The sequence below is a fragment of the Candidatus Eisenbacteria bacterium genome (assembly GCA_035577985.1).
Lineage (GTDB): Bacteria > Desulfobacterota > Binatia > DP-6 > DP-6 > DATJZY01.
This window is the reverse complement of record DATJZY010000126.1, coordinates 61,298-87,412: the sequence shown is the minus strand read 5'-3', so window position 1 is coordinate 87,412 and position 26,115 is coordinate 61,298. Positions and strand designations below refer to the sequence as shown.

Below are 26,115 nucleotides of genomic sequence, written 5' to 3'. Positions count from 1 at the left end.
CGCCCCTCGTCACCGCGGGGCCCGAAATGGTTAGCTGGTTTCGTGGCCGAGTACGGCGTGGTCCTGGTCGAGGATGACGATCTCACACGCGGCCGCCTCGCCCGTGCCATCGAAGGGCACCCGCAGCTCCGCCTGCTCGGCGCGGCGGCGTCGTGCGAAGAGGCCCGGCGCCTGTTCGCGCGCGAGCATCCCCAGGTGCTGATCACGGACCTCGGGCTTCCCGACGGCGACGGTGTCGACTTGATCCGCGAGGCACGACGCCAGAGCCCCGACACGCTCGTCCTCGTCATCACCGTCTTCGGCGACGAGCAACACGTCGTGGCGGCCATCGAGGCGGGCGCGATGGGCTACCTCTTGAAGGACGGCACCGCCGACTACATCGGCACGTCGATCCTCGAGATGATCGCGGGGGGCTCGCCGATCAGCCCGCCGATCGCGCGCTATCTCTTGCGTCGGTTCCGTCCCGCGCCGGAGGCGGCGACCGGGGAGTCGGATACGCCCCGGCTCTCCGATCGCGAGCACGAGGTGCTGAGCCTCATCGTGAAGGGCTTCAGCTACGCCGAGATCGCGAACCTCCTCGGCGTCTCGGCGCACACCGTGACGACGCACGTGCGCGGCATCTACCGCAAGCTCGAGGTCCACTCGCGTGGCGAGGCCGTCTACGAGGCGCTCGCGATGGGGCTGGTGAAGCTCGACGAATGACTCGCGCGGCTATGCCGCGCAGGGGAGCCAGAGCCGGACCGTCGTACCCGCGCCGTCCGAGCGGACGTCGACGGCCCCGCCGAGTCGACTCGCGCGGCGCGCCATGTTCGTGAGCCCGCGCCCGCGCGGCGCACCCGCGACGACGCCGCAGCCGTCGTCCTGCACCTCGACGAAGACGCCCGCGCGCCCGTCCGGCGCCGCGCACTCGCCGGTGCTCACCGTGACCGTGCGGGCGTGAGCGTGCTTCACGACGTTCGTCACCGCCTCCTGGACGATGCGCATCGCCTGGAGCGCCATCTCGGGACCGAAGCCGGGGATCGGCGGCAGATCGGTCACGTGCCAGGCGAAGCGAAGCCCGTAGCGCGCGAGGCGGGGCTCGAGACGGCTGCGCACCGTGCCGAGCACGGACAGGAGGTCGTTCTCGGACGGGTCGAGCGAATCGATCACGAGCCGCAGGTCCTCGAGCGCGGCCCGGATCGACTCCGCGACGTCGTCCGGCGCAGACTCGCCGCTCTCGACCAGGGCGAGGGTCGAGACGAGCTGCCCGCCGACGCCGTCGTGCACGTCGCGCATCAAGCGCTCGCGCTCGTCGGCGACCGCGCGCTCGCGCTCGAGCTCCGCCAGCCGCGCGTAGTTGCGCTCGAGCTCCCGGTGCTTGTCGGCGACGCGCTGCTCGAGGTCGCGATTGAGCGCTTCGGTCTCGTGCAGCGTCTCGACGAGGCGCGCGAGGAGCACCCAGCCGGAGGTGACGAGCGCCACAGCGGGGATGAACGGCGAGAGCAGCACGCCGGCGAAGCGGAGGCCGGTCGTGATCGCGAGGATGTCGTGCACGCCGAAGCCGATGCCGACCGCCGCCGGCACCAGGAAGTACCGCCACGCCCATCCGTCGCCTCGCCCCTGCCGGACGAGCAGGCGCGTGATGTAGATCGCCATGCCGACCGCCATCATCGTGGTCACGAGCATCCCCGAGAAGGCGTGGATCGGCGGAAGCAGGAAGACGACGAGGCTCGCGACCACACCGAGCGCGAGCAGGGCCGCCTCGCGCCCGAGCCAGCGGAGCCCGAGGCCGCGCTGGAAGCCGATCGCGAACAGGATGGTCGCCCAGAGCTGCGTGACGCCGGTCGCCCACTCCCAGAGATGCTCCGACACCGGAATGAAGTGCACGAACGAGTCGGCGGCCGACCCCGACCACACGATGAATCCCGCCGCGAGCCACGGCGTGCCGACGAGGTGACGCCCGACGGACACGACGAGCAGAAGCAGCCCCATCGTGAACGTCGTCGCTGCGACGATCTGCGCGAAGCTCACCTGCCACCAGTGGACCGACTCGTATTGCGGCCGCAGCGCGCGCTCGGGGGCGACGAGGATCCGGGACATGTAGCCGGGCGCACCGATGTGGGTCCGCACGTGCACGTCGACCGTGTTGTCGCCGGCGCGCAGCAGCCGATCCGGCACCGAGAAGAGCTGCGGCCGGAGCCAGTTGCGCGGCAGCGGGCTCTGCGACGTGCCGCCGTCGCCGACCAGCACCCCGTTCACCCACACGTCGCCGGTCTGGCCGACGCGCGGCAGATAGACCGCCCACATCTCCGTGGGCGGCGCGTCGAGGCGAAGTGCGACGTGATACCATCCCTCGATCGCGCGCCGGCGTACCGCCGTGCCCCAGTATTCGGGAAGCCGGACCTCCTCCCACCCCGCCGCGTCCGGCGCGGGCGGTGCCGCCGCGGTGCTGAAGAGCCGGCGCGCCGTCTCGAAGGTCCGCACGTCGGTCGGCAGCGCGGGCACGCAAGCCGTCGCGCCGAGGGCGAGTACCGCCACGAGCCACCGCACGGCGCGGTCCTACCGAAAGGCCGCGTACCGCACCAGTCGGACGGGTGCGTGTGAGAGCGCCGGGCGAAGGCCATGTCGCATGCCGCATGACGCAAGGCCGCGAAAAATTCGTGGCGTCTCGCGGGCGGCACATGGTAGCCTCGCGGCTCGTGTCCCCTCGGCTCCTGCTCACCCTCGCGGTCCTCGCCGCCGCGTCCACCGCAACGGCGCACCACCGCCAGACACCGCCCGTCGTCGCCATCACGACGTCGGGCGAGGGTGCGCTCCCGCGGCTCCCGCCGCCGAGCCGCAAGGCCGCGGCGGTCACGGTCGACGACTCGATCGCGGTCGTGAGCCCCTTCCGCAACCCGACGGTGCCCACCTTCTCGTTCGCCTCCGGATCGAACGCCAGCCCGTCCATCAGCTCGAGCGGCCGCACCGTGGTGTGGGACTCGGACGCGGACCCGCTCGGGAGCGGCGCGCCCGGCCGGCAGGTGCTGCGCAACGCGGGCTTCGACCTCGATCAGGTCGCGGTCGACCCGACCGGCACGAGCGCGAACGCGGCCGTCGATCTGCTCGGCATCTACGTCGCATTCGAATCGACCGCCGACCTCGCCGCCACCGGCACCGCGGGCACCCGGCAGATCTTCCTCGAGAGCCCCGCCGGAACGATCGCGCAGATCTCGCGGGGCACCGGCACGAGTCGCAATCCGTCGGTCGGCAAGAAGGGCCGCAGCGTCGTCTTCGAGTCGACGAGCGACCCGGTCTCGGGGGCCGACGCCGGCGTCGAGCAGGTCTGGATCGCCGACCTCGTCACCGGTGCGACCGGGCCCGTCACGCACGGCGCCGCGCCGAGCCGTAGCCCGTCGCTCTCGAGCGACGGCCGGCTCATCGTCTTCGAGAGTCGCGCCGATCTCGCGGGCGACGGTCACGACACGACGGTCGCCCAGATCTTCGCCTACGACACCGTGTCGCGCACCTTCGCACGGGTGACGAGCGACGCCGCCGACTGCACCGCGCCCACCACCCTGCGCATCAAGCGCGACTGGCGCATCGCCTACCTCTGCGGCGGTACCGCGTACTTCACCATGCTGAGGGCGAACGCGCGCTACCGCGTCCAGACCGACGGGGGCGACACGACCCGCCTCGTCCCGCAGGCCGATGCGCACTTCATGCTGGTGGCCACGACCGCGAACCTGCTCGACGCCGGCACGACGGCGACCCACCTCGTGTACATGGTGAACCTCTTCAAGCGGGCGCCGGAGTCGGTACCGGGCGCCGTCGTCTGGTTCCCCACGCAGGGGATTCCGCCGCTCTAGCTAGGCCTGCGCGGCGCGAAGGAGCATCCCGAGCTTCGTCGAGAGCTCGCCCTTCGCCATCACCTCGCGGCAGCCGAGCGCGCGGGCGGCCTCCATGACGTCGAGGCGCTCGTGGCCCACGAAGCCCACGGTCGGAACGTCCGCCGTCTCCGGGGTCGCCGCCAGCAGCTCGAGCGCCCGCATCGCCTGGGGCAGCGCGAGATCGACCAGCACGAGCCGCGCGCCCGGCGCGACCGCCGGCAGAGTCTCGACGTCGCGCACCGCCTGCACCTCGACGCCCAGGGGCTCGGCGGCCGCACGGATCTTCGAGACGAACAGGAGGTCGCGCACGACGTAGAGCACCATCCAGCCCGACGTACCGGCGCGCCTGCGGCGGAGCAAATGCGCCGCCGCCGGGAACCATGCTAGGGTTCGGGCGCCCATGATGGACGCCGTCGACAAGCTGCGCAGCCGTCTGGACGAGATCGCGCCCGCGTGGGCGGGGTACTCGACGGCCTTCGGCGCGCTCGTCGTGCTGCTCATCCTGCGCCGCTTCATCGCGCCGGCGTCGCGCTGGCGGACCCGCACCCCCACCCTGTTCCTCCTGCTGACGATGGCGCTGCGTCTCGCGGCGTCGATGTCGATCGCAACCGGCTACTGGCAGGCGTGGGGCGTCCTCAACCTGCTGAGCGTCCTCTGCCTCGTCGTGGGCCTCACGGGCCTCGCCGGCGTCGTCGTCTTCGACGTCGCGCTCCGCCGCCGCCCCGCGCCCGCGGTCGTCCGCGATCTCCTGCAGATCATGCTCGTCACCGCGATCTTCCTCGGCATCCTGTCCCAGCACGGCTTCGACCCGGTCTCGCTCGCCGCGACCGGGGGCGTGCTCACCGCCGTCATCGGCTTCGCCCTCCAGAGCACGATCGCGAACGTGTTCGCCGGCGTCGCGCTGCCGCTCGAGCGCCAGCTCGCGATCGGCGACTGGATCCAGGTGGCGGGGCACACCGGGCACATCCGCGAGATCCGCTGGCGCTCCACGACCATCGTCACCAAGGACAACGACACGGTAATCGTTCCCAACAACCAGCTCCTCACGACCGACGTGGCGAACTACTCGCGCCCGACGCCGGCGCACCGCGTGTGGCATCACGTGGGATTCCACTACCGGCATCCCCCGAACGAGGTGCGGGAGATGCTCCTCGGAGCCATCCACGGCCTGCCCGGCGTGCTGACCGACCCCGCGCCCGATTGCTTCCCGGTGGAGTTCGCCGAGAGCAGTGTCGTCTACGCGCTGCGCTACTGGATCGACGACTTCGCCCGTTCGGAGCCGATCGACGGCGAGGTCCGCACCCGCGTCTGGTACGCGGCCCGGCGGGCGGGGTCGGAGATACCCTACCCCATCCGCACGATCCAGCAGGCGCCGCCCGCGCCGAGCGCCGAAGCGGACGAGGGCACCCGCCTGGCCGCGCTCGGGCGCGTCGACATCTTCGCGCCGCTCGACGACGCATGCCGGCACCGCCTGGCGGTCGCGATGCGCGAGCAGCGCTTCGGCGCCGGCGAGGACATCATCCGCCAGGACACGCCCGGGGATTCGCTCTTCATCATCAGCCGGGGCGAAGTCGGCATCCACGTCGGCGTCGACGGCAGCTCGCGGGCCATCGCGCGCCTCGGACCGGGGCAGTTCTTCGGCGAGATGTCGCTCATGACGGGCGAGCCACGGCAGGCGACGGTGACGGCGGTCACGGACACGATCTGCTACGTCATCGATCAGAACGCGTTCCGCTGCGTCACGAGCCCGGCGATCGTGGAGGAGATCGCGAAGATCCTCGCCGAGCGCCAGACCGAGCTCGAGATGAACCGCGAGGGCCTCGGCGCCGAAGCCCGCGCCCGCCGCATGCGGGACGCCCGCTCGCAGCTCCTTCGCTCGATCCGGGACGCGTTCGGGCTATAGCCGCCCCGAGGCTTCGCCTCGTGGCGGTGGCGAGGGTGTAGCTTGGGGGGTACGCGCGGACGGGGTGCGGCGGCCGGCGAAGCCGGCGCCGCATACGACTACGCACGGGACGCGACACGCGCGCTGGCGACGAACGTCGCGGCGCGATTCGCGTTGCGTCGCGGCGGCGGGAGAGGCCCGGGGTGCAGCGCCGAGCGATTATAGGGGAGCGAACGCTGCACCCCCGGCCACCCCCGCCGCCGCGCGCGTCCAGAATCGAAGTGGAGAGCACGAACAATGGACGCCGCGAGCGGGCTCGTGGTACGCGCCCTCCATGAAGCATGCGCCGGGGTTTCTGCGACTGGTCGAGGACGCGCGGGCGCGCGTGCGGGAGTGCAGCGTCGCGGACGTGAAGCGGCGGCTCGACGCGGGCGAGCAGTTCCATCTGGTCGACGTGCGGGAGCACGAGGAGTGGGAGCGTGGGCACCTGCCGGGCGCGCGACATCTCTGCAAGGGCATCATCGAGCGCGACGTCGAGGCGGCGATCCCCGATCCGAACGCGGACATCGTGCTGTACTGCGGCGGCGGGTTCCGTTCGGCGCTCGCGGCCGACAACCTGCAGAAGATGGGCTACACGCGCGTCGTCTCGATGGACGGCGGCTGGCGAGGCTGGACGGAGGCGGGCTACCCGACCGCGCGGGATTGAGCCGGCGTCACTTCGCGCCGCGCGTTCGCAGGTCGATCTGCTTGCCGTTCTTCTCGGCAGCCTCGATCTCGTCGAGGCTGATCACGTCGTCGCCGGTGCCGAGCAGATCGCCCACCTTGATGCCCTGCTGCTCGGGGCGCTTCTGGATGGCGTAGAACTGCACCAGGCGGTCGAGCTCGCCGCGGACCTCGTCGACGCTGCGGCGCGGGGTGCCGCTCGGGCGCTGCTGGACCATGTCGCGCTGATACGTCGTGTAGAGGTAGGCGACCCAGTTGAGCGAGATGTCGCCGGTCGCGACCCGGGACGAGACGAGGGTCACCAGGTCGAAGAGCTCCGGCACCAGCGCGTCCGGGGGCGCGGGCATCAGCAGCTGCTTGTTGACGCTGGTGAGGATGTCGCGCCGTTTGTCGAGCTTTCCCGTCGCCGTCTCGCTCTCGGCGACGCGCGACAGGTACCACTCGGCGGCCCGGCCGATGATCACGCTCTGGTAGCGCCAGGCGAGGGCCCCGCCCACGAGTAGAACGCCGAGGAGGACGACGAGGACACGAAGCCACCACCGGCGGGGCCACAAGCGCATGGTCTCTTCGCTTGCTCGATGGCGGGGTGACCTGTCAAGACGGCCCGCCGGATCGACGCATGGCGCGGACGGCGAACACGATCTTCTACGGCTGGTGGGTGCTCGGCGCGAGCGTCGTGATCGAGCTCTTCGGGCTCGGCTTCGGCATCTTCGCGATCACCACGGTCTACCCGTACGTCATCCAGACGTTCCCGGACTGGCCGCGCACGACCGTTTTCTTGCCCACGACCATCATCATCACGACGACGGCGGTCATGTCGCCGATCACCGGCGTGTTCATCGACCGCTTCCCGATCCGCTGGCTCTTCGTCGTGGGCATTCTGGTGCAGACGCTCGGCCTCTACCTGTTCGGGCGCGTGACGACGCCGGCGGAGTACGGGCTGGCGTCGCTGCTGGTCGGGCTCGGGATGTCCGGCGTCACGATCCTGCCGAACCAGGTGCTCGTGTCGCGCTGGTTCCACGATCGGGTGGGGCTCGTGAACGGCGTCATCCTGGCCGCCACCGCGATGGGCGCCGCGATCTCGCCGCCGCTCATCACGCGTCTCATCGAGGCGAGCGACTGGCGCACGGGCTTCGTGTGGATCGCGGTCCTCGCCTTCGCGGCGCCCATGCTCGTCGTGCTGACGATCGTGCGCGACCGGCCCTCGGACATGGGACTCGAGCCCTACGGCGCGGACCCGCGGTCGCCCGGCGCCGTGCCGCAGAGCGGCTTCACGCTCGGCGAGGCGGCCCGCACGGGTACGTTCTGGGCGCTCGCCGGCATGATCTTCTTCGGCGGCATCCCCTGCTACTCGTTCAACAAGCACATCCTCGTCTTCCTGCGCGAGGCCGGGTTCTCGCCCGTCGCCGCCGCAGACATGAAGGGGCTCTTCTTCTTCGTGTCGGGGTGCTCGCGCCTCTCGTTCGGATGGCTCTGCGACCGCTTCGACAAACGCCGCACGACGCTCGCGCACGTGGCGCTCATCGCGCTCGGCTATCCGCTGATCCTCGCCGTGCCGGCGCACCCGCAGCTCCTCGTCCCCTGTCTCCTCGTGGTCGGCATCGGCTACGGCGGCCTGCTGCCGTCGATCCCGATCCTCGCCGTCCATCTCTTCGGCCGCCGTCACCTGGGAACGATCCTCGGCGTGTACAAGATCCCCTACGACGTCGCAGCGGCGTCGGCGCCGCTGTTCACGGCGTGGCTCTACGATCTCTACGGCGGCTACAGCGTGCCCGAGCGCTGGAACTCGGCGTTCGCGTGGACGGGGCTCGCGATCGCGACCGTCGGCCTCGCGCGGCGGACGCTCGCGCGTTCGACGGCGACCGAGCCGGCGGGCTAGAAGGTCCGCCCATGTCGACGAACGACCTGGCGGGACGCACGGCCGCGGTGAGCGGCGGCGCATCGGGCATCGGTCGCGCCGTGTGCCTCCACCTCGCGCGCGCCGGCGCCGACGTCGCGGTGCTCGACGTCAATGTCGCCGGTGCGGAGACGGTCGCGGGCGAGGTGCGCGCGCTCGGCCGGCGCGCCGTCGCCGCGGCGTCGGACGTCGCGCGGCTGGAGAGCGTCGAAGCGGCGGCGGGCACCGTGCGGAGTGCCCTCGGTGCCGTGCACATCCTCGTCAACAGCCACGGCATTTCGGGCTTCGGAACACTGCCGGGGATGAGCGAAGCCGACTGGTCGCGCATGCTCGACGTCCATCTCACCGGCACGTTCCGCGCCTGCAAGGTCTTCGTCGGCGACATGCTCGCCGCCGCCTGGGGCCGGATCGTGAACGTCTCGTCGGTGGGCGGCCTGCGGGGCGGCCCCATGCTCATCCACTACGCCGCCGCGAAAGCCGGCGTGATCGGCTTCACCAAGGCCCTCGCCGTCGACCTCGGTCCCAAGGGAATCACCGTAAACGCCATCGCCCCCGGCCTCGTCGAAACGCCCATGCTCGCCGCCTCCGGCCTCCCCGACGCCGTCCGCAACGCGACCATCGCCTCGATGCCCATCCGTCGCCTGGGAACGCCCGACGACATCGCCGCGGCGTGCATGTTCCTCGTCTCGAACGACGCGGGCTGGTTCACCGGCCAGGTCCTCTCGCCGAACGGCGGCGGGCACCTCTGAGACGCGCGGGCCACGCGGCGGCGGTCCGCGAGGTCGGGGGGCCAGGCTGCGGCTTCGGCTTCGCCGCGCGACGATACATACGCGGCGTCTCGGCCCTTGCATTTCGTCGCGCCGCTACGCAGGCGCCTCCGCCTGGCCCCCCGACCTCGCGACTCGCGGCCGCGGCGGCCGCGTCATCGCTAGCGGCCCTCGAACTTCGGGCGGCGCTTTTCCTGGAAGGCGCGGACGCCCTCGGCGTAGTCGCGACTCTGGAAGCAGGCGGCGATCATTCGAGCGACCGTCGCGGCGTCGCGCTGGGAAGGATCGCGCTGCACTTCCCCGATGGCACGTTTGGCGGCGCGGATCGTCAGCGGCGCATTCTGGGCGATGTCGGAGACGTAGCGTCGGGTGAAGCTCAGCAGGTCCGCTTTCGGGACGACGCGATTCACGAGGCCAACGGCGAGCGCTTCGTCGGCGGTGTACTGGCGGGCCGTGAAGAACATCTCGGCGGCGACCGAGGGGCCGACGATCTCGACCACGCGCTCGACGCCGGCCAGGTGGTAGCCCAGGCCGAGGCGCGCGGGCGGGAGAGCCATCTTCGTGTCGTCGGCGGCGATGCGAAGATCGGCCGAGACGGCGATCGCGAGGCCGCCGCCGATGCACACGCCCTGCATCATCGCGACCACCGGCTTCTCGCAGGCGATGAGCGCAGCGAAGGCGTCGGCCGTCACGGCCTCGTACGCCGCCGCCGATGCCGCGTCCTTGCGGTGGGTCGCGAACTCCGAGATGTCGGCGCCCGATGCGAACGCCTCGCCGCCGTGCCCGCGCAGCACGACGACCCGCACCTGCGGATCGGCGACCAGGGCGGCGATCGCGCCCGGGATCGCCTGCCACATCTCGAGGCGCACGGCGTTCAGCTTGCCCGGATTGCGGAGCACCACCCACGCGACGCCGTCGCCGTCGCGCTCGACGTCGACGCCGAACTCACTCATCGCGCGCCTCCTCCTCGAGCAGGAGCGTCGGCACCTCGGCGGTACCCGATCGCACGCTGGCGACGCGCGTGCCCTTCTTGTTGCCGGTGCGGATCTCGCTCACGTCGAACCCCTCCGCGAGCAGCGTCGCGCGGCGCGAGGCCAGATTCGGCACCCGATAGCTGACGCCGTAGAAGCGGTCGGGTCCGCTCGCATCGTCGGGTGGCGGCAGCGCGCAGGCGAACTCGAACGTGAGCCCGCCCGAGCGGAAGAACATGAGCCGGACCCGGCGCTCGAGGAACTCGCGATCGAACGCCAGGCGCAGGCCGCGTGCGTCGCGCCAGAGCGCGATCGCGCGCGCCGGATCGGGCGTGAAGACGACCACGTGGTCGATCGCCACGGCGGCGTCGGCTGCGAGCGCACGCGACGTCACCTGCGGCGGCGTCTCGACGACGATGGTGAGCCCGTGCGACGCGGCGGGATCGGCGGGCCAGCGGTCGTCCGGCCCGTCGGGCGCGAAGAGGACGGCGTGGACGCCGGGCTCGCCGGCCTCGATCTCCACGGCGCCGCGCCCGAGCTGGAGGCGCTGCCGACCCGACGCCACCTCGGCCGGCGCGACGCCGAGCAGCGCGGTGTACGCTTCCACCGCGCGGCGCGCATCTGGCGCGCCGATCCGGACTCCGACGAGACGCATCGATCGCCCTGCTATCCGACGGCGCGAGCCGCGGCCAGCGCCGCCTCAGAACAGGCGCGCGCTCGCGAGCCGCGCGCCTTCCGACAGCGCGCGCAGCTTCTCCCACACGACCTCTTCGGCGACCTCGCCGAGGCCTGCGGAGGTGTCGAAGCCGCAGTCGGTCCCGGCCAGAACCCGCCGCGGGTCGCCGACGGCTGCGGCGGCGCGCTCGAGCCGCTCCGCCACGACTTCGGGATGCTCGACGTAGTTCGTGGTCGGATCGACCACGCCGGCCACGAGGAGCCAGTCCTTCGGCAGCGGATGGCGCACCAGGACGCGGTGCTCGTGCGCGTGCCTGGGGTTCGCCATCGAGAGCACGATCCCGCCGACGCGGGCGCGATAGAGATGCTCGGCGATGTCCTCGAGCGCCACGTCGCAGTCGTGCGGCGCCTCGTAGTTGCCCCAGCACACGTGCAGGCGCACGCGGTCGGGCGGCACGTTCACGAGCGCGCGGGTGATCGCCGCCGTCACCACGTCGACGAAGGCGAGGAACTCCTCCAGCGGACGGTCGGCGAAGCGGGTGTGTCGCTCCATCGCCAGGTCGGGCGCGTCGATCTGGAGGACCAAGCCGGCTCGGACGATCGCCTCGTATTCCACGCGCAGCGCATCGGCCAGCGCGACGAAGTATTCGTCGAACGATGCGTAGTGCGCGTTCTCCATCGCGCACGCGACGATGCCCGGCGACGGCGCCGTGACGAAGCACTCGACGAACGAGTCGCCGTCGACCCCGGCGAGGCGGCGCAGGGCCGCGAGGTCGCGCTCGAGCGGACCGCGGTCGGCGTACTCGACCGGCGCGATCGCCTGCGGCGCGTTCATGAGGCTCACCATCGTGCGCGAGAAGTCGGGCAGCTTGAGCGCGAGGAAGCTCTGGTAGCGCACGATGTCGCGCATGATCGGGCGCTGGCTCTGGCCGCCGAAGCCGCGCATGCGGTGCTGCACGTAGGTGAAGAAGCTCTCCCGCGGCTGCTCGCCGTCGTTGCCGACGTCGATGCCGGCCTCGATCTGCTTCTCGACCACGCGCCGCGTGGCGTCCTCGATCGCGGCCGCGAGCGCCGCCTCGTCGACGGGCTCGCGCCGGCTCTTCCTGACGAAGAGGTCGACGAGCGCCTTCGGACGCGGCAGGCTGCCGGCGTGCGTGGTGAGGATGCGAGAGTCGCCGCGTCGCATGGCGCGCCTGTATACCCGGCGTGCTCCTCCCGCCAGCCGGCGTCAGGCGATCGCTTCGCCGGCGGCGCGGGCGCGCGCGATCCTGCCGGCCTCGTCGGCGGCGAGATGGCGGGCCGCGGCGGCGAGACACACGAGCGCGACGCCGTCCCACACGAGCCCCATCTGCATCGCGAGACCGAGGTCGCCGATCGCCTGCGAGATGCGACCGATCGCATACGGTCCCACCGCGAGCCCGACGAAGGTCGCGAGCAGCAGGTAGACGGCCGCCGCGGTGCCCCGCATGCGCGGTAGCACGAGATCCTGCACGACCGCGACCGCGGCCCCGCCCCAGCACCCGGCGAACACCGACCAGAGGGCATAGCAGGCGAGCGCCACCGACGTCGCCGGGGCGCGCAGCATCGCGATCGCGAACGGCACCGGGAGACTCGCCGCGAGCATGGTCGTGTAGATGCGTCCCTCGGGGGTACGCCGCCGCCAGCGATCGGCGATGACGCCGCCCGCGACGACACCGAGCCATCCGCCGAGCGCGTGGACGAGACCGAGCGTCACTCCCGCCGTCGCCTTCTCCATGCCGTGCACGCGGATGAAGAACGGCGCCGTCCAGAAGTTGACGCCGTAGCCGACGGCGGCGATGAACGCGAAGCCGAGCGCGGCCAGGCGCGGCGCGCGCGCCTCGAACATGAGGGCGAAGCTCGCCGGATCGCGGACGCGCAGCGCCTGCGCCCACGACGTCGCCGCGTAGATGCCGACGCCGAGCGCGATCCATTGCACGGGGTTGCCGAGCGCGGCCGTGAGGCCCCACGCCGCGAACGCGAGCAGCGCCGCGACGGTGAGGTTGCGCGCCGGTAGCCGCGGGCCGCTGCCCACCCTCCAGAGGTGCGCGAGCGTGAACGGCGGCAGCACGGCGCCGAGCTCGCGCAGCGCATCGCGCAGCGGATGCGCGGCGTTCGGCGCCGGAACGCCGTCCAGAGCACCGCGCTCGGGCTCGGCGAGCCGCCGCACGAGCGGCGCCAGGAGGAGCCCCGGCACGCCGACGACGAAGAACGCGACCTGCCAGCCCCGAAGATCCAGGGGCGCCGTCGTCCCGGCCCACGCGACGTCCCACGCGTGGACCACGAGCCCGCCGATGCCGAGCCCGAGCCCCGATCCGATGTAGAGCCCGGTCTGGTAGACCGCCATCGCGGTTGCGCGCCGCTCGGGTCGAAAGTAGTCCGCGATGAGCGAGAACGCCGCCGGGTTGGCGCTCGCCTCCCCGACGCCGACGCCGAAGCGCGCCGCCGCGAGCTGCCCGAAGCTGCGCGCGAGCCCCGACGCCGCCGTCATGAGGCTCCACACCGACAGCCCCCACGTGATGACGCGCGTCCGCGTCCACGTGTCCGCGAGCCGCCCGAGCGGCAGCCCGAACACCGCGTAGAAGACCGCGAACGCCGTCCCGTACAGGAACCCGATCTGCGCGTCCGTCAGATCGAGATCCCGCTTCACGTCCTCCGCCAGGATCGAGAGGATCTGCCGATCGAGATAGTTGAGGACGTAGACCGCCGTCAGCACCAGAAGGACGCCCCAAGCATACCGTCCTTCGCGCTCCGCGGGCCGCGCCATGGCGCGCCCGTATAGCCGGCCGCCCCCGCGCAGCGAAAGCGCTCGCGCGCTCTTCCTACGTTCGCACCCGTATGCGGCGCCGGCTTGCGCCGGCCGCCGCACCCCGGTCGCGCGAGCCACCGCCGCCGCAGCCTACGCGTTCCGACCTCGACCCGAGCCGTGGCTCGGGTCGAAATGCTAGTTCCGCGCGCGCCCCCAGGAACCCGTGGCCCACGCCTTCGAGCCACCCGCGCTCGCCGTCTGCCATTTTCCCATGCCGCCCGACTTGCCGTTCGCGCCCCAGCCGCCGCCGGACGTCCAGCCCCTGCCGCCCGAGCCGCCCTTCCCGTTCGACGCCCAGCGCGACTGGCCGCCGCCCTTGCCGCCCCAACCCTGCCCGCCGCCGACCTGGCCGAGCTTCTGGTTCTGCTTGTCGGTCGCCGCGCCGAGCGCGCTCTTCACGCCGTTGATGGTTCCCGCGACGTTGAGCGTGCTGTTTCCCGCGAGCGTGCCCTGCACGGCCGCCGCGGCGCCGGTCTCTCCCAACGTGAACGCGTGTGCCGCGGGCGCTGCGACGAGCATGGCCGCGAGCACGGCCGTTGCGATCCCCCGATGCATGTGGAGTCCTCCCACTCCGAGCGTAGTGGCCGTCCCCGCGAGTCAAAAGTCGGCAGGCGCCGTGCCGTCTGCGCGATGTCAGATCGCTGCCCGTCCAGGCACCCGCCATGGCGTCGTCGCGATGCTCGTGCAGGGGTGCACGAGCCCCGCGGCGCCAATCCTGGCCGGGCGGCGGCATGCCGTTCGCTATTTTCGGGCCCCGCGTGCCCGTCGTGGTGGTATCACCTTCGTTCAGCATCATGAGACGCCTGCTGGCCTGCGCCGCCATGGCGAGCCTCGCCGCCACACCGGCCCTCGCCCATCACCGCCAGACCCCGCCGGTCGTGCCCCTCACGACGAGCGGCGACACCGGGCTTCCGCGCCAACCCGCGCCCGGACGATCGACCCTCACATTCGCCGTTCCGCAGGCTACGGGTGCACAGATCGTCACGGTGAAGCCGTACAAGAATCCGTCGCTGCAGACGCCGGTCGGGACGCCGGGGGACAACCAGAATCCCGCCGTCTCGTACACGGGCACCGTGGTCGCCTACGACACCGACGCCGATCCGCTCGCGACGGGCCTGCCGGGGCGCCAGATCGTCGTCGCCAAGACCGGAACCCTCACGGCCGGCCCCGGCGACCCGACGGGAACCAGCACGAACCCGAGCGTCGACGCCGGCGGGCAGCGTGTCGCGTTCGAATCGACGGGCGATCTCGCGAACACCGGCAACGCGGGTGCGCGCCAGGTGTTCCTGCGCCAGCCGACGGGCGGCGTCTCGCAGCTGAGCATCGGTGTCGGCACGAGCCGCAACCCGGCGCTGTCGGCGCGCAAGGGGCGCGTGGCGTTCGAATCGACGAGCGCGCCGGGCGACGGTCACGACACGGGCGTCGAGCAGATCTGGCTCGGTCTCGTGACCGGCCAGGGCGCGACGCCCATCACCGACGGGCTCGCGCCGTCGACCAATCCGTCGTTCAGCAGCGACGGCGCGATCCTCGCCTTCCAGAGCCGTGCCGATCTCGCCGGCGACAAGAGCGACATGGACGTGCCCCAGATCTTCGCCCACGACCCGAAGACGCACACGACCGCGCAGGTGACCTTCGACGCCGGCGGCTGCACGGATCCTGCGGTGACGAAGGTGAAGCGCGACTGGCGCATCGGCTTCGTGTGCTCGGGTCAACCCTTCTTCTTCATGCTGCGCGAGGACCAGCTCTACGCGATCCCGACGCCGGGCGGGAACACGACGCGGCTGCAGCCCGAGCTCGGCAAGCATTTCGTCGTCCTCTCGACCACGTTCGATCTCATGGCCGGAACGGGCGTGACGGCGGGCCACCAGGTGTACCTGTTGAACCTCTTCAAGCAGCCAGCGACCGCCGTCGACGGTCCGGGTGCCGTCTGGTTCCCGTTCCAGGGCATCCATCCGCTCTGAAACGACGGCGGCGTCGCCGGGCCGGACCCGGCGACGCCGCGCTTCGATGGCAATCCGAAACGCTCAGCCGGCGTAGTTGAAGCGCGGGCCACTGGTGCCCGGCACGTCGGGATCGAGGGGGCTGCGTTCCGGTGCCACGATCGTGAGGGGCGGCGCCTCGACGGGCACCTCCATGTCGCCCGCCTGCTCCGGCAGCGCTCCGCCGAGGAGCACGGCAAGCGGGCTTCCCTGAGCCCGTTTGCGCTTCAGCTTCTCGAGCAGCGTGGTGCGATTCACTCTCAACAGACGCGCGGCCTCCTTCTTGTTGCCGCGTGAAAGGCGGAGCGCCTGCGCGATGATGCGGTCCTCGATCGCTTCCATCTCGCGATAGAAGTCGATGCCGCCGGCACCGAACTGCCAGGGCATCGGCGACACGCCCGTCTCCACGTCGCGCGGCGCCACCAGGTGCGGCGGAAGGTCGCGCGCTTCGATCACCTGATCGGGCCGGCCGAGCACCACGAGCTGCTCGAGCAGATTGCGCAGCTCGCGCACGTTGCCCGGCCATGAGTAGCGCTGGAACACCTCCATGGCCGCCGGCTCGACGGTGAAGCGCGCCATACCCTTGGCGGCGAGCGTGTCGAGCACGTGGTCGACGATCAGCGGGATGTCTTCGCGCCGGCGACGCAGCGGGGGCATCTCGATCGGGACGACGCGCAAGCGGTAGAACAGGTCTTCGCGGAACTGCTTGGCGGCGACGGCCTGCTCGAGCGAGCGGTTGGTGGCCGCGATGATGCGCACGTCCACCTGCTGCGTCCCGATGCTGCCGACCGGCTCGAAGCGGCCGTCCTCGAGCACGCGCAGCAGCTTCATCTGGAGCTTCGGGCTCATCTCGCCGATCTCGTCGAGGAAGATCGTGCCGTTGTCGGCGAGCTTGAAGCGACCGAGGCGGCTCGTGACGGCGCCCGTGAACGCGCCGCGCTCGTGGCCGAACATCTCGCTCTCGAGGAGCTCTTCCGGAATCGCGCCGCAATGCACGGGGACGAAGCGCTGGCTCGTACGACGCGACAGCTTGTGCAACGCCGCCGCGACGAGCTCCTTGCCCGTCCCGCTCTCGCCGGTGATCAGCACCGTCGCGTCCGTCGCCGCGACCCGCCGAATGATCTCGAAGATCGCGAGCATGCTCGGATGACGCCCGATGATGCCCTCGAAGCCCACTTCCCCCGCAGTCCCTTCCATCACCAACCCTCCCCCGGTCAGACACGTGACCGCTGGAGGCGACAACACAGCAAGAGCCAATCCACCGCCCCGGAAGGGCCAGGCGATTGACCCTCCACCTGTCAGCGGTCTGGCACCTAAGCAGCCGAGAAAATTGACTTTTCAACGCTGTGGAAACTGACTTCAGGGGCGTCGGGCGGGGCCCATAGGGGGGGTCGGGACGCGGACAATGCTGTACGCCCATCCCCGCCAGGTGCGCGACTTCGTACGCGGCGCGGCCGCGCCTACGCGTCGCGGTGCACGGTGTCGGGCGAAAAGGCCGGCAGACACACGGCGATGTACTCGGCGCCGTCCGGATCGGGCGTGCTGTACTGCACCCACTCGCCCTTGTGTGCCAGCACGGCCTCGCCCGCCCGCACGTCGAACGAGCCGTCGCGGTGCGTGACACGCAACCGTCCACCGAGGACGACCGTGTATTCGTCGAAGTCGGGTGTCTGACCCGGCTCGACCCAGCCGGCAGGGCTTCGCATGTGCGCGACGCTGACGGAGGCGGTCTGCGAATTGACGCGCCCGACGTACTCGTCGATCAGCTTGGGCTTGTTGCCGGCGGCGGTGACGCGGGTCGGTGCGGCGATGTGCGTGGGCATCGGGCTCCCATGGCACCCACGTCGCGGGCGTTCAAGAGCTGCGATGCTTTCCGTGCGGATCGCCGTTCACCGGCGTCGTGTCGGTGTCGGGCGTGCGGCCTTCGGCCTGCTCCTGCTGCATGGCGCGATAGACTTCCTCCCGGAAGATCCGGACGTCGGACGGCGCCTCGACGCCGAGCCGCACCTGGCTCCCTCGCACCTCGAGCACGCGCACGGTGACCGCATCGCCGATCCGGATCAGCTCGCCAACCTTCCGTGTCAGTATCAGCATCGTAGGGATCCTTCCCAGCCACCCATGCCGGCTCAGATTCTGAGGAGGCTCGCGAGGCTCGTGTCGTTCTGGCGCCCGGCTGCGGCCAGCAGCGTCTCGAGCGCCTGCTGCACCTGCGTCAGCTCGGTCACGACGGCAATCACGTCGGCGTCCTCGAGGCGCGAGCGCCGCGCCGTCTCGTCGGCGCTGCTCGCCTGCACGGTCGTGAGCCGCGCCTGCAGCAGCGTCTCGCGCGTGCCGACGCTCGTGCGCTCGGCGGTGATCGCGTCCCGTCCCGACGCGAGGCCGGCGAGCGTGGTCGCGACGTCGACGCCGGGCGTGCGGAGCGACGTCTCCAGCGCCTCGAGCCCCTGCAGCGCCTGGCCGAACACGGTGTCGCCGCGCGTCGTCAGACGAACCGACTCGCCATCGCCGGTGCGCAGCTCGAACTCGTAGGTCGAGCCGGTGTACGCGGTCGCTGCGGTATAGCCGGGCCCGTCGGGATCGGCGAACGGCGCGGGGGCGTCCTGCGCCAGCCCGCCGAAGATGCGCCGGCCCGCGCTCGAGCTGTTGCCGAGCGCCGTCAGCGCCTGCAGGAGGCCGTGCACCTCTTCGGCTGCCGCGTCGCGGTCGGCCTGCGTGTGGCCGGCGGACGCGAAGGTGGTCGCGATCTCCTCGGCGCGCACGAGGAGGTCCGTGCCCTGTCCGAGCGCGGTGTCCTCGGCGCCCAGCACCTCGAGTCCGAAGCGGCTCGAGGTGTCGAACTGGCCGAGGGCGGCGAGCGTCCCACTCGAACGCAGCACCGCGCCGGCGGCGACCGGATCGACGTCGGCGGACGTGAGCCGCTTGCCGGTCGCGAGCTGCTCCTGGAGCGTCGCGAGCCGCGTCTGCAGTCGTCGATGCTGCTCGACGAGGGCGCGGAGCTGCATGCCGTCGGTCACGCGTCCGATCATCGTCACACCATCTGCATGAGGTCGTCCAAGACCTCGTCGGCGACGCTCACGAGCTTGGACGAAGCCTGGAAGGCGCGCTGCACGGCGAGCAGGTTCGTCAGCTCCTCCTCGAGGCTCACGCCGGAGACGGCGTCGTGCTGCGCCTCCGCCTCGTTCGCCCACAGCTCGGCCGAGCGCGCCGCGGCGTCCGCGTCGGCGACGTCGCCCGCGATGCGGGTCTGCTCGCCACCGATCCAGCCGGTGAAGGTGAGGTTTCCGAGGCCCGCCTGCGCGGTCGTGCGCAGCGCCGCCAGCGCCATCGCATTCTGGTTGTCGCCGGGCGCGAGGGAGCCCGCCGCCGCGATTCGGCGGGGGTCGGTGATGGCAACCGCCAGCGTCGCGGCCGTCGTCCCGGTGAACAGCGGCACGCCCGCGGTCGGGTTACCGTCGAGGTCGACGGCGCCGGCGCTCGTCTGGACGCCGTTCACCGCGCCGGCGAACGCGGCCGCGAAGGTATCGAGGTTCGACGCCGCAGTCGCGAGGTCCTGGTCGCGCACCGTGAGCAGCGCGCCCAGCTCGCCGTGAGCGCCGAGGCCGGGCACGCCGACGAGCGTACCGCCCGCGCCGGCGATCCCGACCTGATGGAGCGGGAGTCCGTCGAGCCCGGGGCTCCCGGCGGCGATTCCGAGCTGCTGGACGATCGCGCCGCCGTCGACGAGCGTCGCGCCGCCCGCCGAGACGCTGATGCCGCCATCCGACCGCTGCGTGACCTCGACCGGCAGCACGCCCGCCAGGTCCTGCAGGACGCGGCTGCGCTCGTCGACGAGCGCGCTGGCGGCGCCGGGGCCCTCGGCCGCCGAGGCGCCGATCCGCGTGTTGAGGTCGGCGATGCGCGCGAGATCGTCGTTGGCGCGCGTCACGAGCGCGGTCACGCGATCGTCGGCCTCGCGCTGCTGCGCGGCGATGCCGCTGGTGCGGCGCGCGAGCTCGCTCGCGACCGCGCCGGCGCGGGCGAGGAGCTGCTGGCGCTCGGCGATGCCGGCGGGATTGCGCTGCAGCGCTTCGGCGGCGTCGAAGAAGTCGTTCACCGCCGCGGAGAGCGAGGGATTGCTCACCTCGTCGACGAGGGAGCCGAGAGCCCCGAGCGCGTCGCGCCGGGCCGCGCCGCCGCTCGCATCCGACGTCGCGAGGCGCCGGCGCCGGTCGAGGAAGCCGTCGAGGAGCTGCTCGAGCCCGGCGACGCGCACGCCGCCCGGCACCGGCAGACCGTACGGGCCGAGGCCACCCGACACCGACGCCAACATCGCGCGCTGGCGCGTGTAGCCCGGCGTCTGCACGTTGGCGATGTTGTTGCCGATCACCGAGAGGCCGTACTCGTGGGCGAGCAGGCCGCTGCGGGCGATGTCGAGAAGTGGAAGGAGTCCCATGGGTCACACGTGGCGATCGACGCGCTCGGGCGCGTCCGGCGTGGCGATGGCGGCGTCGGCGCCGTAGCGCGCGCCGGGCACGAAGGCGCGGAGCGCGCGCAGGAGCTCGTTGACGGTACCGAGGCCGTCGCCGACCAGGCGCGCCGTCTCGCGTTCGAGCGCGCGTGTCTCGAGCAACGCCGCGCGCAGGCGGCGGAGCTTCTCGCGCAGCGTCGCCTGCGGCGCCGCGGGCAGCAGCGGCAGGAGCTCCACCGCGCTCGTGGTCGTCGCGCCGCGCTCGGCCGCGGCGGCGCGCACGCTCTCGCGGCGCTCGCGGGCGACGGCGAGGAGCTGCGCCTGGAGGCTCTCGCGCTCGGCGAGGCACGACACGATGGCGTCGGCCCGCAGCTGCACCACCGCGGCCTGCTGATCGCGGAGCACGCGCGCAAGCGCGTCGCACAGCGCCGTCTCCTCGCTGAGCACCGCGCAGAGTCGCTCGACGTGCTCCATCGGCTCCCGGCCCCGGGCGGGCTAGCCCGCGATCTCGGCGGCGACCTCGGAGAGCAGCTTGTGCGCCACGTCGTGGAGATTCGGCTGGTAGCGGCCACTGGCGACCGTGTTGCGCAGGATGGCCACCTGCGCCGCGCGCGCCGGATCCGGGGCGTCGCCACCCACGCTGCCGATCAGCTTCGCGAGAGCGCGTGCCACGTCGGATACCTCGACCGAATCGGCCCCGGGCTTGCGGCCGGCCTCGCCGCGACGGCCGGCGGGCGTCGCCGTCTGGGGAGCGACCCGCCCCGTCAGCGTGGAATGATCAACCCCGTTCTTATCGCCGATCTTCATGTCGACCGCCTTGCAGTGGTGCTCCACTACGAGTCTCGGCAGTTTCGGTCGCAACCTTTAATCGTCCCGTCGGCGTTCCTGACGCCCCCTTGGGGGCCCCACCTTCCAAAGCACGTGCCATGCCGAGCGCGTCCTGGGACGCCAGCACCTCGGCGACGTTGCGGTCGAAGGCTCCCGAGAGGATCTCCCGCTCGGGGGACTTGGGCAGCCAGTCGCTCTCGGGGATCGTCTTGCGCAGAACCCCCAGCAGCTGCGTCAAGAACTCGACTTCGACCTGCCGGATCGCCCCGGCCTTGGAGGCTGGATGGGGCGCTTCGGGCGCGGCGAGCGCCGCCGCGGCCGCGGCATCGGTGCGAAGGCCGAGCGCGTCCACTACATGATCTCCAGGTCGGCCTGCAGGGCCCCGGCCGCCTTCACGGCCTGGAGGATGGCGATCAGGTCCTGGGGCGTCACGCCGAGGGCGTTGAGACCGGAGACCAGATCCCCGAGGTTCGGTCCGCCACGAAGCGTGACGATCCCCTGCGGCTTGCCCTCCTCGACGCCGATGGTCGAATCGGGAACCACGACCGTCTCGCCGTTCGAGAACGGCGCCGGCTGCGATACCCCGAAGTCGGTCTTCACGGTGACCTGGAGGCTCCCGTGCGCGATGGCGACCGGGAGGAGCCGGACGTTCTGTCCGATGATGACGGTACCGGTGCGCTCGTTCAGCACGACGCGCGCCGGCGAGTCGGGCGTGACCTCCGCCTGCTCGATGAGCGTGACGGTGTCGACGGCCTCCTGCGGCGACGCGCTGCGGAGCTCGATCAGCACCGTGCCGGCGTCGAGCGGGCGCGACGCGCCGCGGCCGAGCTTGGCGTTGACGGCGCGGCTCACGCGCTCGGCGGTCGTGAAGTCCGGCTGGTAGAGCGCGACCTTCAGCTCGCCGCCTGCGCCGAGCTCGACGGGCACCTCGCGCTCGACGATCGCGCCCTCGGTGAGCAGCGCGACGGTCGGGAAGTTCTTCACCGCCGAGGCGCCGATGGCGCGCACGGCATACCCGCCGCCGAGCGAGAGCGCACCCTGCCCGACCGCGTACACCTGGCCGTCGGGAGCGAAGAGCGGCGTCGGCAGCAGCGTGCCGCCCTGCAGCGACTTGGCGTCGCCGAGCGACGACACTTGCGCCTCGATCCGTCCGCCCTGCCGCGCGAACGGCGGCAGCGTCGCCGTGACCATGACGGCGGCCGAGTTGCGCACCTGCAGCGTGCGCGGGTTGACGTCGATCGTGAGGCCGCGGCGCTTGAGGAGGTTCAGCACGGTCTGCGGCGTGAAGAGCGCCTGCTGCGTGTCGCCCGTGCCGTTCAGCCCGGCCACGAGGCCGTAACCCGAGAGCTGGTTCGAGCGCGCCCCCTCGATGGCCGCGATGTCCTTCACCCGCACGGCGTGCGCCACCGAGGCGAAGCATACGAGGATCGCAACCATCGTGAGTGGAGCCCGGCGCGGCTTCGCCGCGCCGAGGCGACGGTTCAGAAGGGCCATACCCAATCCATGGCGCGCTGGAGGAGCGGTGCGTTCTGCTTGTCGCCGACTGGGCCGTAGCCGTAGTAGGCGATGCGCGCGTCCGCGAGTCGCGACGACAGCACCGTGTTGTCGGGCCGGATGTCGACCGGCCGGACCGTACCGAGCAGCACGATGTGCTGGTCCTCGTTGTTCACGGTGACGATCTTGTCGCCCTGCACGCGGAGGTTCCCGCCGCCGTCGACCGCGATCACCCGCGCCGTGATGCTCGCCGTGAGGGCGCCGGCTCGCGACGTGGCGCCGTCCTGCTGGTAGTCGTGCGCGGTCTCCGCCTGGATGATCTGGTCCGGATTGAACCCGCTCGGCAGGAAGCCGACGGCCGCCGCCGGGATGCCGAAGAACGCCTGCACCTTGGCGAGGATCGACGACTTCTCGTGCCCCTCGGTGGTCGCATTCTTGCGCCCGTTCGCCGTCTCGGAGACGACGATCGTCAAGAGATCGCCGGGAAAGCGCGCCCGCACGTCCAGACCCGTGTAGTTTGCCGCGAGCTCGGGACGCCACAGCGACCCCATGCCCGGCGGGGGGCCGGGCGGCGGCGTGCCGAGGTCGCACGGCACGGGCTCGAGCTTCGGCCGGCTGCCGAAGAGGAAGCAGCCCGAGAGCAGGCTGGCGACGAGGAGGATGCCCGCGACCCGCATCAGAACTCCACGCTCACCGTCTTGCCGTCGACCACGCGGCCGGTGATGACCTTGCCGCTCGTCCGGTTCATGACCGCCACGCGCTCCCCCGCGCCCGCGTCCTGCTTCACCTCGCCGAGCGCGGAGAGCCGCAGCGCGCCGCGCTCGGCCACCAGCTCCACCACGTCGCCGCGCCGCACGGTCGCGCCGGTCGCGACCTGCTGCAGGCGCACGGGCGAGAAGGCGACGATCGGCGCACGCGCCGTTCGTCCGACGATGCTCGCGAGGTCGGTGGCGACGTCGCGCGGGAGCGCCGAGAGATCCTGGCGATCGATCCCCACCGCGTCGGGCGGCACGACCTCGCCCCGCTCGATCTCGCGCGTCGCGACGACGACGTCGGCGAAGCGGCCGATGTCGGCGGTGATCCACGCCGTCCGTGCCGGACGGCCGTCGACCGTGACGTCGAGCTGGAGGCGCACGCGCCCGAGGAGCGCCGTCCCGGTCGGCACGACGACCTGCGCCGTCCAGGTTCCGGTCGGGATGCGGATCGGCGCGGTCAGCTCCACCGTTCGCAGCGCGAGCGTGCCGCCGTCGTCGCCGAACCGGCGCCGCAGGTCGTCCTCGACGAGCTGCCGGACCGTCGACGGCGGAATCTCCTGCGTCGCGCGCCGCACGCGCACCGTCGGCGGCACGTTGTAGGTCACCGTCGAGAGATCGAGGCCGGCCACGACGAGGGTGTCGAGGAGCCGCCTGCCGTCGAGGAGACGGCTCTCGCCCGCGCTCGGCGCCGCGGCGAGTTCCACGTCCGCGACGGCGAGCGCCGCGGGGCCGTCGAGCGTCGCCACGTCGCGCAGGCGCACCGTTCCGCCCGTGACGATGGGGTCGGCCGCGACCGTGATGCGCCCGCCGTCGGCCGTCACCACGCGGACGACGCACGTCGCGAGGACGAGGCCGCACGCGAGACGGACGACGACCCGTCTACTGGACCATCGCATTCGTCACCTTCAGCATCTCGTCGGCGGTCTGGATGGCCTTCGAGGTCACCTCGTAGGCGCGCTGGCCCGTGATGAGGCCGATCAGCTCCTCGACCACGCTGACGTTCGAGTTCTCGAGGAAGCCCTGGAGCAGCGTCCCGCGGTTGTCCTCGCCGGGGTTGCCGAGCTGTGGGGGACCGGACGTCTCGGTCTCCTGCAGGAGGTTCTTCCCGAGCGCCCGCAGGCCCGCCGGGTTCGTGAAGCGCGCCGTCTGCATCTGTCCGAGCTGGGTGGCGAGATTCTGCCCCGGCAGGATCGCCGAGACGGTGCCGTCCTGGCCGATCGTCACGTCGAGCGCGCCGTCGGGGATGGTGATCGCCGGGTCGATCGGCAACCCGTCCGAGGTGACGATGCGCTGCTGCGAATCGATCTTGAAGGCGCCCGCGCGCGTGAACGACGTCGTGCCGTCGGGCATGTCGATCTGGAAGAAGCCGTTGCCCTCGATCGCGACGTCGTACGTGTTCGCGGTCTGCGTGTAGTCGCCCTGCATGTTCATGCGCTGCACGGCCGCTGGCTTCACGCCCAGGCCCACCTGGATGCCGGTCGGCGAATTCGTGGTCGCGGTCGTCGCGACGCCCGGTGCGCGCAGGGTCTGGTAGAGCAGGTCTTGGAAGTCGGCTCGGCTCTTCTTGAAGCCGGTCGTGTTCACGTTCGCGAGGTTGTGCGCGATGACGTCGATGGCGAGCTCCTGCGCCTGCATGCCCGTCGCCGCCGTGTAGAGTGCGCGGATCATCCAACCCTCCCTACGTCGTTGATGCTGTGCTGCGTGACCTCGTCGAGCCGCTGTAGCGCGCGCATGTACGACTCGAAGCCGCGCGCGAGATCCACGAGCTCGACGAGCCCGTGTACCGCGTCGACGTTCGCGCCCTCGATCGCGCTCGGCACCACGTGGGTGTCGACGGCCGGAACCGGGCGACCGGTCGCGCCCGGCACCGCTGCGAAGAGCGTCCCGCCTTCCGGCACGAGCCGCGGCTTGTCGCCGAAGTCGACGAGGCGCAGGCGCCCTGCCGCCTGGTCGTCGACGGTGATCGTGCCGTCCTCGGCGATGACGACGTCGCCGTCACCCAGGCGAATGTCGCCGTTCTCCCCCTGCACGCGGTCACCGACGGGCGTCACGAGAAAGCCCTCGGGGTCGCGCTGGAAGCTGCCCTGGCGCGTGTAGCGCTCGCCGTGCGCGGTCTGCACGGCGAAGAAGCCGCTCCCCGACACGGCGACGTCGAGGGGGTTGCCGGTCATCCGGATCGGCCCCTGCGAGAAGTCGCGCATCGTGGCGATCTGCTGCACCTGTGCGCCGGTCCGTCCGAGGATCGGATCGACGCCGGCGCGCGGGCCGCCCGAGAGCGGCTCCAGCACGAACGCGGCGCGCTCGGCCTTGTAGCCGGCCGTCCCCGCGTTGGCGAGGTTCTGCGACGCGGCATCGAGGCGTGCCAGCGCCGCCACGCCTCCGGAGGCGATCGTGTAGATCCCGCGGGTCATGGGAGCTCGACCCGTTCGAGCAACGCCGGTGCCACGGCGCCCCGCCTCGTGCACCGGCCGGACGGGCCGGGCGCGGGCGGCAGAAGTTGCCGGTAGGGCGTCATCTGCTCGCGGGGCTCGCGCCGATCTGGAGCTCGAGATCGCGCCGCAGGCGTACCTCGGCCGGATCGATCGTGGGCCGCAGCGGCTCGGCGGCCCGGACGAGCTCCCGCAGCGCCGCCTCGCGCCGCGCGAGCGTCTCGTCGAGCGCCGTCGCGCGCCGCTCGGCGTCGGCCACGAGATCGGCCAGCTGGGCGCGCAACCGCTCGAGCGTCGCCTGCTGCTCGGCGGCGACCAGCTCGTGCGCGCGGCGGCCGCGCCGGACGAGCCAGGCGAGCGCCAGCACGGCGAGACAGTCGACGATGGTGGTGACGGCGAGGACCCGGGTCATGTCAGGCAATCACGTCGAGGCGGCCCGGATGTCGCGGCGGCGGCAGGGCATCGTCGGCCGGCCGCTCGGGGGCCGACGGGCGTGCCGGACGGCGCTGCCGCTTGGGCTCGCTGCGCCGGCGTTCGGGGTGCGGGTCCGCGCCCCGCGCCACCGTCCTGTCGACCACGGTCCCGTCCATCGT

The 26,115-nt window shown here is 71.9% G+C and carries 30 protein-coding genes; 7 read left to right on the top strand and 23 right to left on the bottom strand.

From position 1 onward, the window contains the following. Positions 1–42 precede the first annotated feature (42 nt). Complete coding sequence (locus VMS22_17950; protein HXJ35919.1) at positions 43–702, top strand: response regulator transcription factor; 660 nt, start codon at positions 43–45, stop codon at positions 700–702. Positions 703–711: 9 nt separating this feature from the next. Here VMS22_17950 and VMS22_17945 read toward each other — a convergent pair whose 3' ends face one another. Continuing rightward, positions 712–2,529 (bottom strand): ATP-binding protein, encoded by a 1,818-nt coding sequence (locus VMS22_17945; protein ID HXJ35918.1) that lies wholly within the window; start codon positions 2,527–2,529, stop codon positions 712–714. 149 nt (positions 2,530–2,678) lie between these two features. Here VMS22_17945 and VMS22_17940 point away from each other — a divergent pair, with 149 nt between their 5' ends. Then, a complete protein-coding gene (locus tag VMS22_17940) occupies positions 2,679–3,827 on the top strand; it encodes a hypothetical protein (GenBank protein HXJ35917.1) in 1,149 nt (382 codons plus the stop codon). Here VMS22_17940 and VMS22_17935 read toward each other — a convergent pair whose 3' ends face one another. Further along, positions 3,828–4,172, bottom strand: coding sequence for a hypothetical protein (locus VMS22_17935; GenBank protein HXJ35916.1), 345 nt, complete (start codon positions 4,170–4,172; stop codon positions 3,828–3,830). Between the two features lie 76 nt (positions 4,173–4,248). Between VMS22_17935 and VMS22_17930 the strand changes: the two genes are divergently transcribed. Both VMS22_17930 and VMS22_17925 read left to right on the top strand, forming a co-directional pair. Then, positions 4,249–5,751, top strand: coding sequence for a mechanosensitive ion channel family protein (locus VMS22_17930; GenBank protein HXJ35915.1), 1,503 nt, complete (start codon positions 4,249–4,251; stop codon positions 5,749–5,751). A gap of 313 nt (positions 5,752–6,064) precedes the next feature. Continuing rightward, positions 6,065–6,436 (top strand): rhodanese-like domain-containing protein, encoded by a 372-nt coding sequence (locus VMS22_17925; protein HXJ35914.1) that lies wholly within the window; start codon positions 6,065–6,067, stop codon positions 6,434–6,436. Positions 6,437–6,443: 7 nt separating this feature from the next. Here the strand turns inward: VMS22_17925 and VMS22_17920 are convergent, their stop codons facing one another. After that, positions 6,444–7,013, bottom strand: coding sequence for a hypothetical protein (locus VMS22_17920; protein ID HXJ35913.1), 570 nt, complete (start codon positions 7,011–7,013; stop codon positions 6,444–6,446). Positions 7,014–7,072: 59 nt separating this feature from the next. Here VMS22_17920 and VMS22_17915 point away from each other — a divergent pair, with 59 nt between their 5' ends. Together VMS22_17915 and VMS22_17910 are read left to right on the top strand one after the other, a co-directional pair. Further along, on the top strand, positions 7,073–8,332 hold the full coding sequence (locus VMS22_17915) for an MFS transporter (protein HXJ35912.1): 1,260 nt from the start codon (positions 7,073–7,075) through the stop codon (positions 8,330–8,332). A gap of 11 nt (positions 8,333–8,343) precedes the next feature. Next, positions 8,344–9,099 carry an SDR family NAD(P)-dependent oxidoreductase gene (locus VMS22_17910; GenBank protein ID HXJ35911.1) on the top strand — a complete coding sequence of 252 codons (756 nt, stop codon included), beginning with the start codon at positions 8,344–8,346 and terminating at the stop codon, positions 9,097–9,099. Positions 9,100–9,278: 179 nt separating this feature from the next. Here VMS22_17910 and VMS22_17905 read toward each other — a convergent pair whose 3' ends face one another. The 5 genes from VMS22_17905 to VMS22_17885 form a co-directional block, all read right to left on the bottom strand. Then, entirely contained in the window at positions 9,279–10,070 is a 792-nt protein-coding gene (locus VMS22_17905; GenBank protein HXJ35910.1) for an enoyl-CoA hydratase, read from the bottom strand. Beyond that, positions 10,063–10,743: a VOC family protein gene (locus VMS22_17900; protein ID HXJ35909.1), complete on the bottom strand. Its 681-nt coding sequence runs from the start codon at positions 10,741–10,743 to the stop codon at positions 10,063–10,065. The genes VMS22_17905 and VMS22_17900 overlap by 8 nt, the downstream gene beginning before the upstream one ends. Positions 10,744–10,788: 45 nt before the next feature. Then, positions 10,789–11,949, bottom strand: coding sequence for a hypothetical protein (locus VMS22_17895; GenBank protein HXJ35908.1), 1,161 nt, complete (start codon positions 11,947–11,949; stop codon positions 10,789–10,791). A 42-nt stretch (positions 11,950–11,991) separates the two neighbouring features. Further along, positions 11,992–13,548, bottom strand: coding sequence for an MFS transporter (locus VMS22_17890; GenBank protein HXJ35907.1), 1,557 nt, complete (start codon positions 13,546–13,548; stop codon positions 11,992–11,994). A gap of 177 nt (positions 13,549–13,725) precedes the next feature. Next, complete coding sequence (locus VMS22_17885; protein HXJ35906.1) at positions 13,726–14,145, bottom strand: hypothetical protein; 420 nt, start codon at positions 14,143–14,145, stop codon at positions 13,726–13,728. Between the two features lie 239 nt (positions 14,146–14,384). Here VMS22_17885 and VMS22_17880 point away from each other — a divergent pair, with 239 nt between their 5' ends. After that, positions 14,385–15,551 carry a hypothetical protein gene (locus VMS22_17880; GenBank protein HXJ35905.1) on the top strand — a complete coding sequence of 389 codons (1,167 nt, stop codon included), beginning with the start codon at positions 14,385–14,387 and terminating at the stop codon, positions 15,549–15,551. 63 nt (positions 15,552–15,614) lie between these two features. Here the strand turns inward: VMS22_17880 and VMS22_17875 are convergent, their stop codons facing one another. From VMS22_17875 to VMS22_17805, 15 genes are all read right to left on the bottom strand, one after another. Beyond that, positions 15,615–16,766: a sigma-54 dependent transcriptional regulator gene (locus VMS22_17875; GenBank protein HXJ35904.1), complete on the bottom strand. Its 1,152-nt coding sequence runs from the start codon at positions 16,764–16,766 to the stop codon at positions 15,615–15,617. A 263-nt stretch (positions 16,767–17,029) separates the two neighbouring features. After that, positions 17,030–17,392 (bottom strand): cupin, encoded by a 363-nt coding sequence (locus tag VMS22_17870; protein HXJ35903.1) that lies wholly within the window; start codon positions 17,390–17,392, stop codon positions 17,030–17,032. Between the two features lie 31 nt (positions 17,393–17,423). Next, positions 17,424–17,663 (bottom strand): carbon storage regulator CsrA, encoded by a 240-nt coding sequence (gene csrA / locus VMS22_17865; GenBank protein ID HXJ35902.1) that lies wholly within the window; start codon positions 17,661–17,663, stop codon positions 17,424–17,426. 32 nt (positions 17,664–17,695) lie between these two features. Beyond that, a complete protein-coding gene (locus VMS22_17860) occupies positions 17,696–18,595 on the bottom strand; it encodes a hypothetical protein (protein ID HXJ35901.1) in 900 nt (299 codons plus the stop codon). A gap of 2 nt (positions 18,596–18,597) precedes the next feature. Further along, positions 18,598–20,001 (bottom strand): flagellar hook-associated protein FlgK, encoded by a 1,404-nt coding sequence (flgK, locus tag VMS22_17855; protein HXJ35900.1) that lies wholly within the window; start codon positions 19,999–20,001, stop codon positions 18,598–18,600. Positions 20,002–20,004: 3 nt separating this feature from the next. Beyond that, complete coding sequence (flgN, locus tag VMS22_17850; protein HXJ35899.1) at positions 20,005–20,490, bottom strand: flagellar export chaperone FlgN; 486 nt, start codon at positions 20,488–20,490, stop codon at positions 20,005–20,007. Between the two features lie 21 nt (positions 20,491–20,511). Then, positions 20,512–20,823 (bottom strand): flagellar biosynthesis anti-sigma factor FlgM, encoded by a 312-nt coding sequence (locus VMS22_17845; protein ID HXJ35898.1) that lies wholly within the window; start codon positions 20,821–20,823, stop codon positions 20,512–20,514. Further along, positions 20,807–21,196: a hypothetical protein gene (locus VMS22_17840; protein ID HXJ35897.1), complete on the bottom strand. Its 390-nt coding sequence runs from the start codon at positions 21,194–21,196 to the stop codon at positions 20,807–20,809. Before VMS22_17840 ends, VMS22_17845 begins: the two co-directional genes overlap by 17 nt. Next, positions 21,196–22,338, bottom strand: coding sequence for a flagellar basal body P-ring protein FlgI (locus tag VMS22_17835; GenBank protein HXJ35896.1), 1,143 nt, complete (start codon positions 22,336–22,338; stop codon positions 21,196–21,198). Before VMS22_17835 ends, VMS22_17840 begins: the two co-directional genes overlap by 1 nt. After that, the gene (locus VMS22_17830; protein ID HXJ35895.1) at positions 22,326–23,015 is read right to left on the bottom strand and encodes a flagellar basal body L-ring protein FlgH; all 690 of its coding nucleotides are present in this window, start codon (positions 23,013–23,015) and stop codon (positions 22,326–22,328) included. The genes VMS22_17835 and VMS22_17830 overlap by 13 nt, the downstream gene beginning before the upstream one ends. Continuing rightward, the gene (flgA, locus tag VMS22_17825) at positions 23,015–23,989 is read right to left on the bottom strand and encodes a flagellar basal body P-ring formation chaperone FlgA (protein ID HXJ35894.1); all 975 of its coding nucleotides are present in this window, start codon (positions 23,987–23,989) and stop codon (positions 23,015–23,017) included. The genes VMS22_17830 and flgA overlap by 1 nt, the downstream gene beginning before the upstream one ends. Then, positions 23,973–24,761 (bottom strand): flagellar basal-body rod protein FlgG, encoded by a 789-nt coding sequence (gene flgG, locus VMS22_17820; GenBank protein HXJ35893.1) that lies wholly within the window; start codon positions 24,759–24,761, stop codon positions 23,973–23,975. Before flgG ends, flgA begins: the two co-directional genes overlap by 17 nt. Beyond that, the gene (locus VMS22_17815) at positions 24,758–25,504 is read right to left on the bottom strand and encodes a flagellar hook basal-body protein (protein HXJ35892.1); all 747 of its coding nucleotides are present in this window, start codon (positions 25,502–25,504) and stop codon (positions 24,758–24,760) included. The genes flgG and VMS22_17815 overlap by 4 nt, the downstream gene beginning before the upstream one ends. Positions 25,505–25,604: 100 nt before the next feature. Beyond that, on the bottom strand, positions 25,605–25,934 hold the full coding sequence (locus VMS22_17810) for a hypothetical protein (GenBank protein ID HXJ35891.1): 330 nt from the start codon (positions 25,932–25,934) through the stop codon (positions 25,605–25,607). A 1-nt stretch (position 25,935) separates the two neighbouring features. Continuing rightward, positions 25,936–26,112, bottom strand: a complete 177-nt coding sequence (locus VMS22_17805; GenBank protein HXJ35890.1) for a hypothetical protein — start codon at positions 26,110–26,112, stop codon at positions 25,936–25,938. Positions 26,113–26,115: the final 3 nt, after the last annotated feature.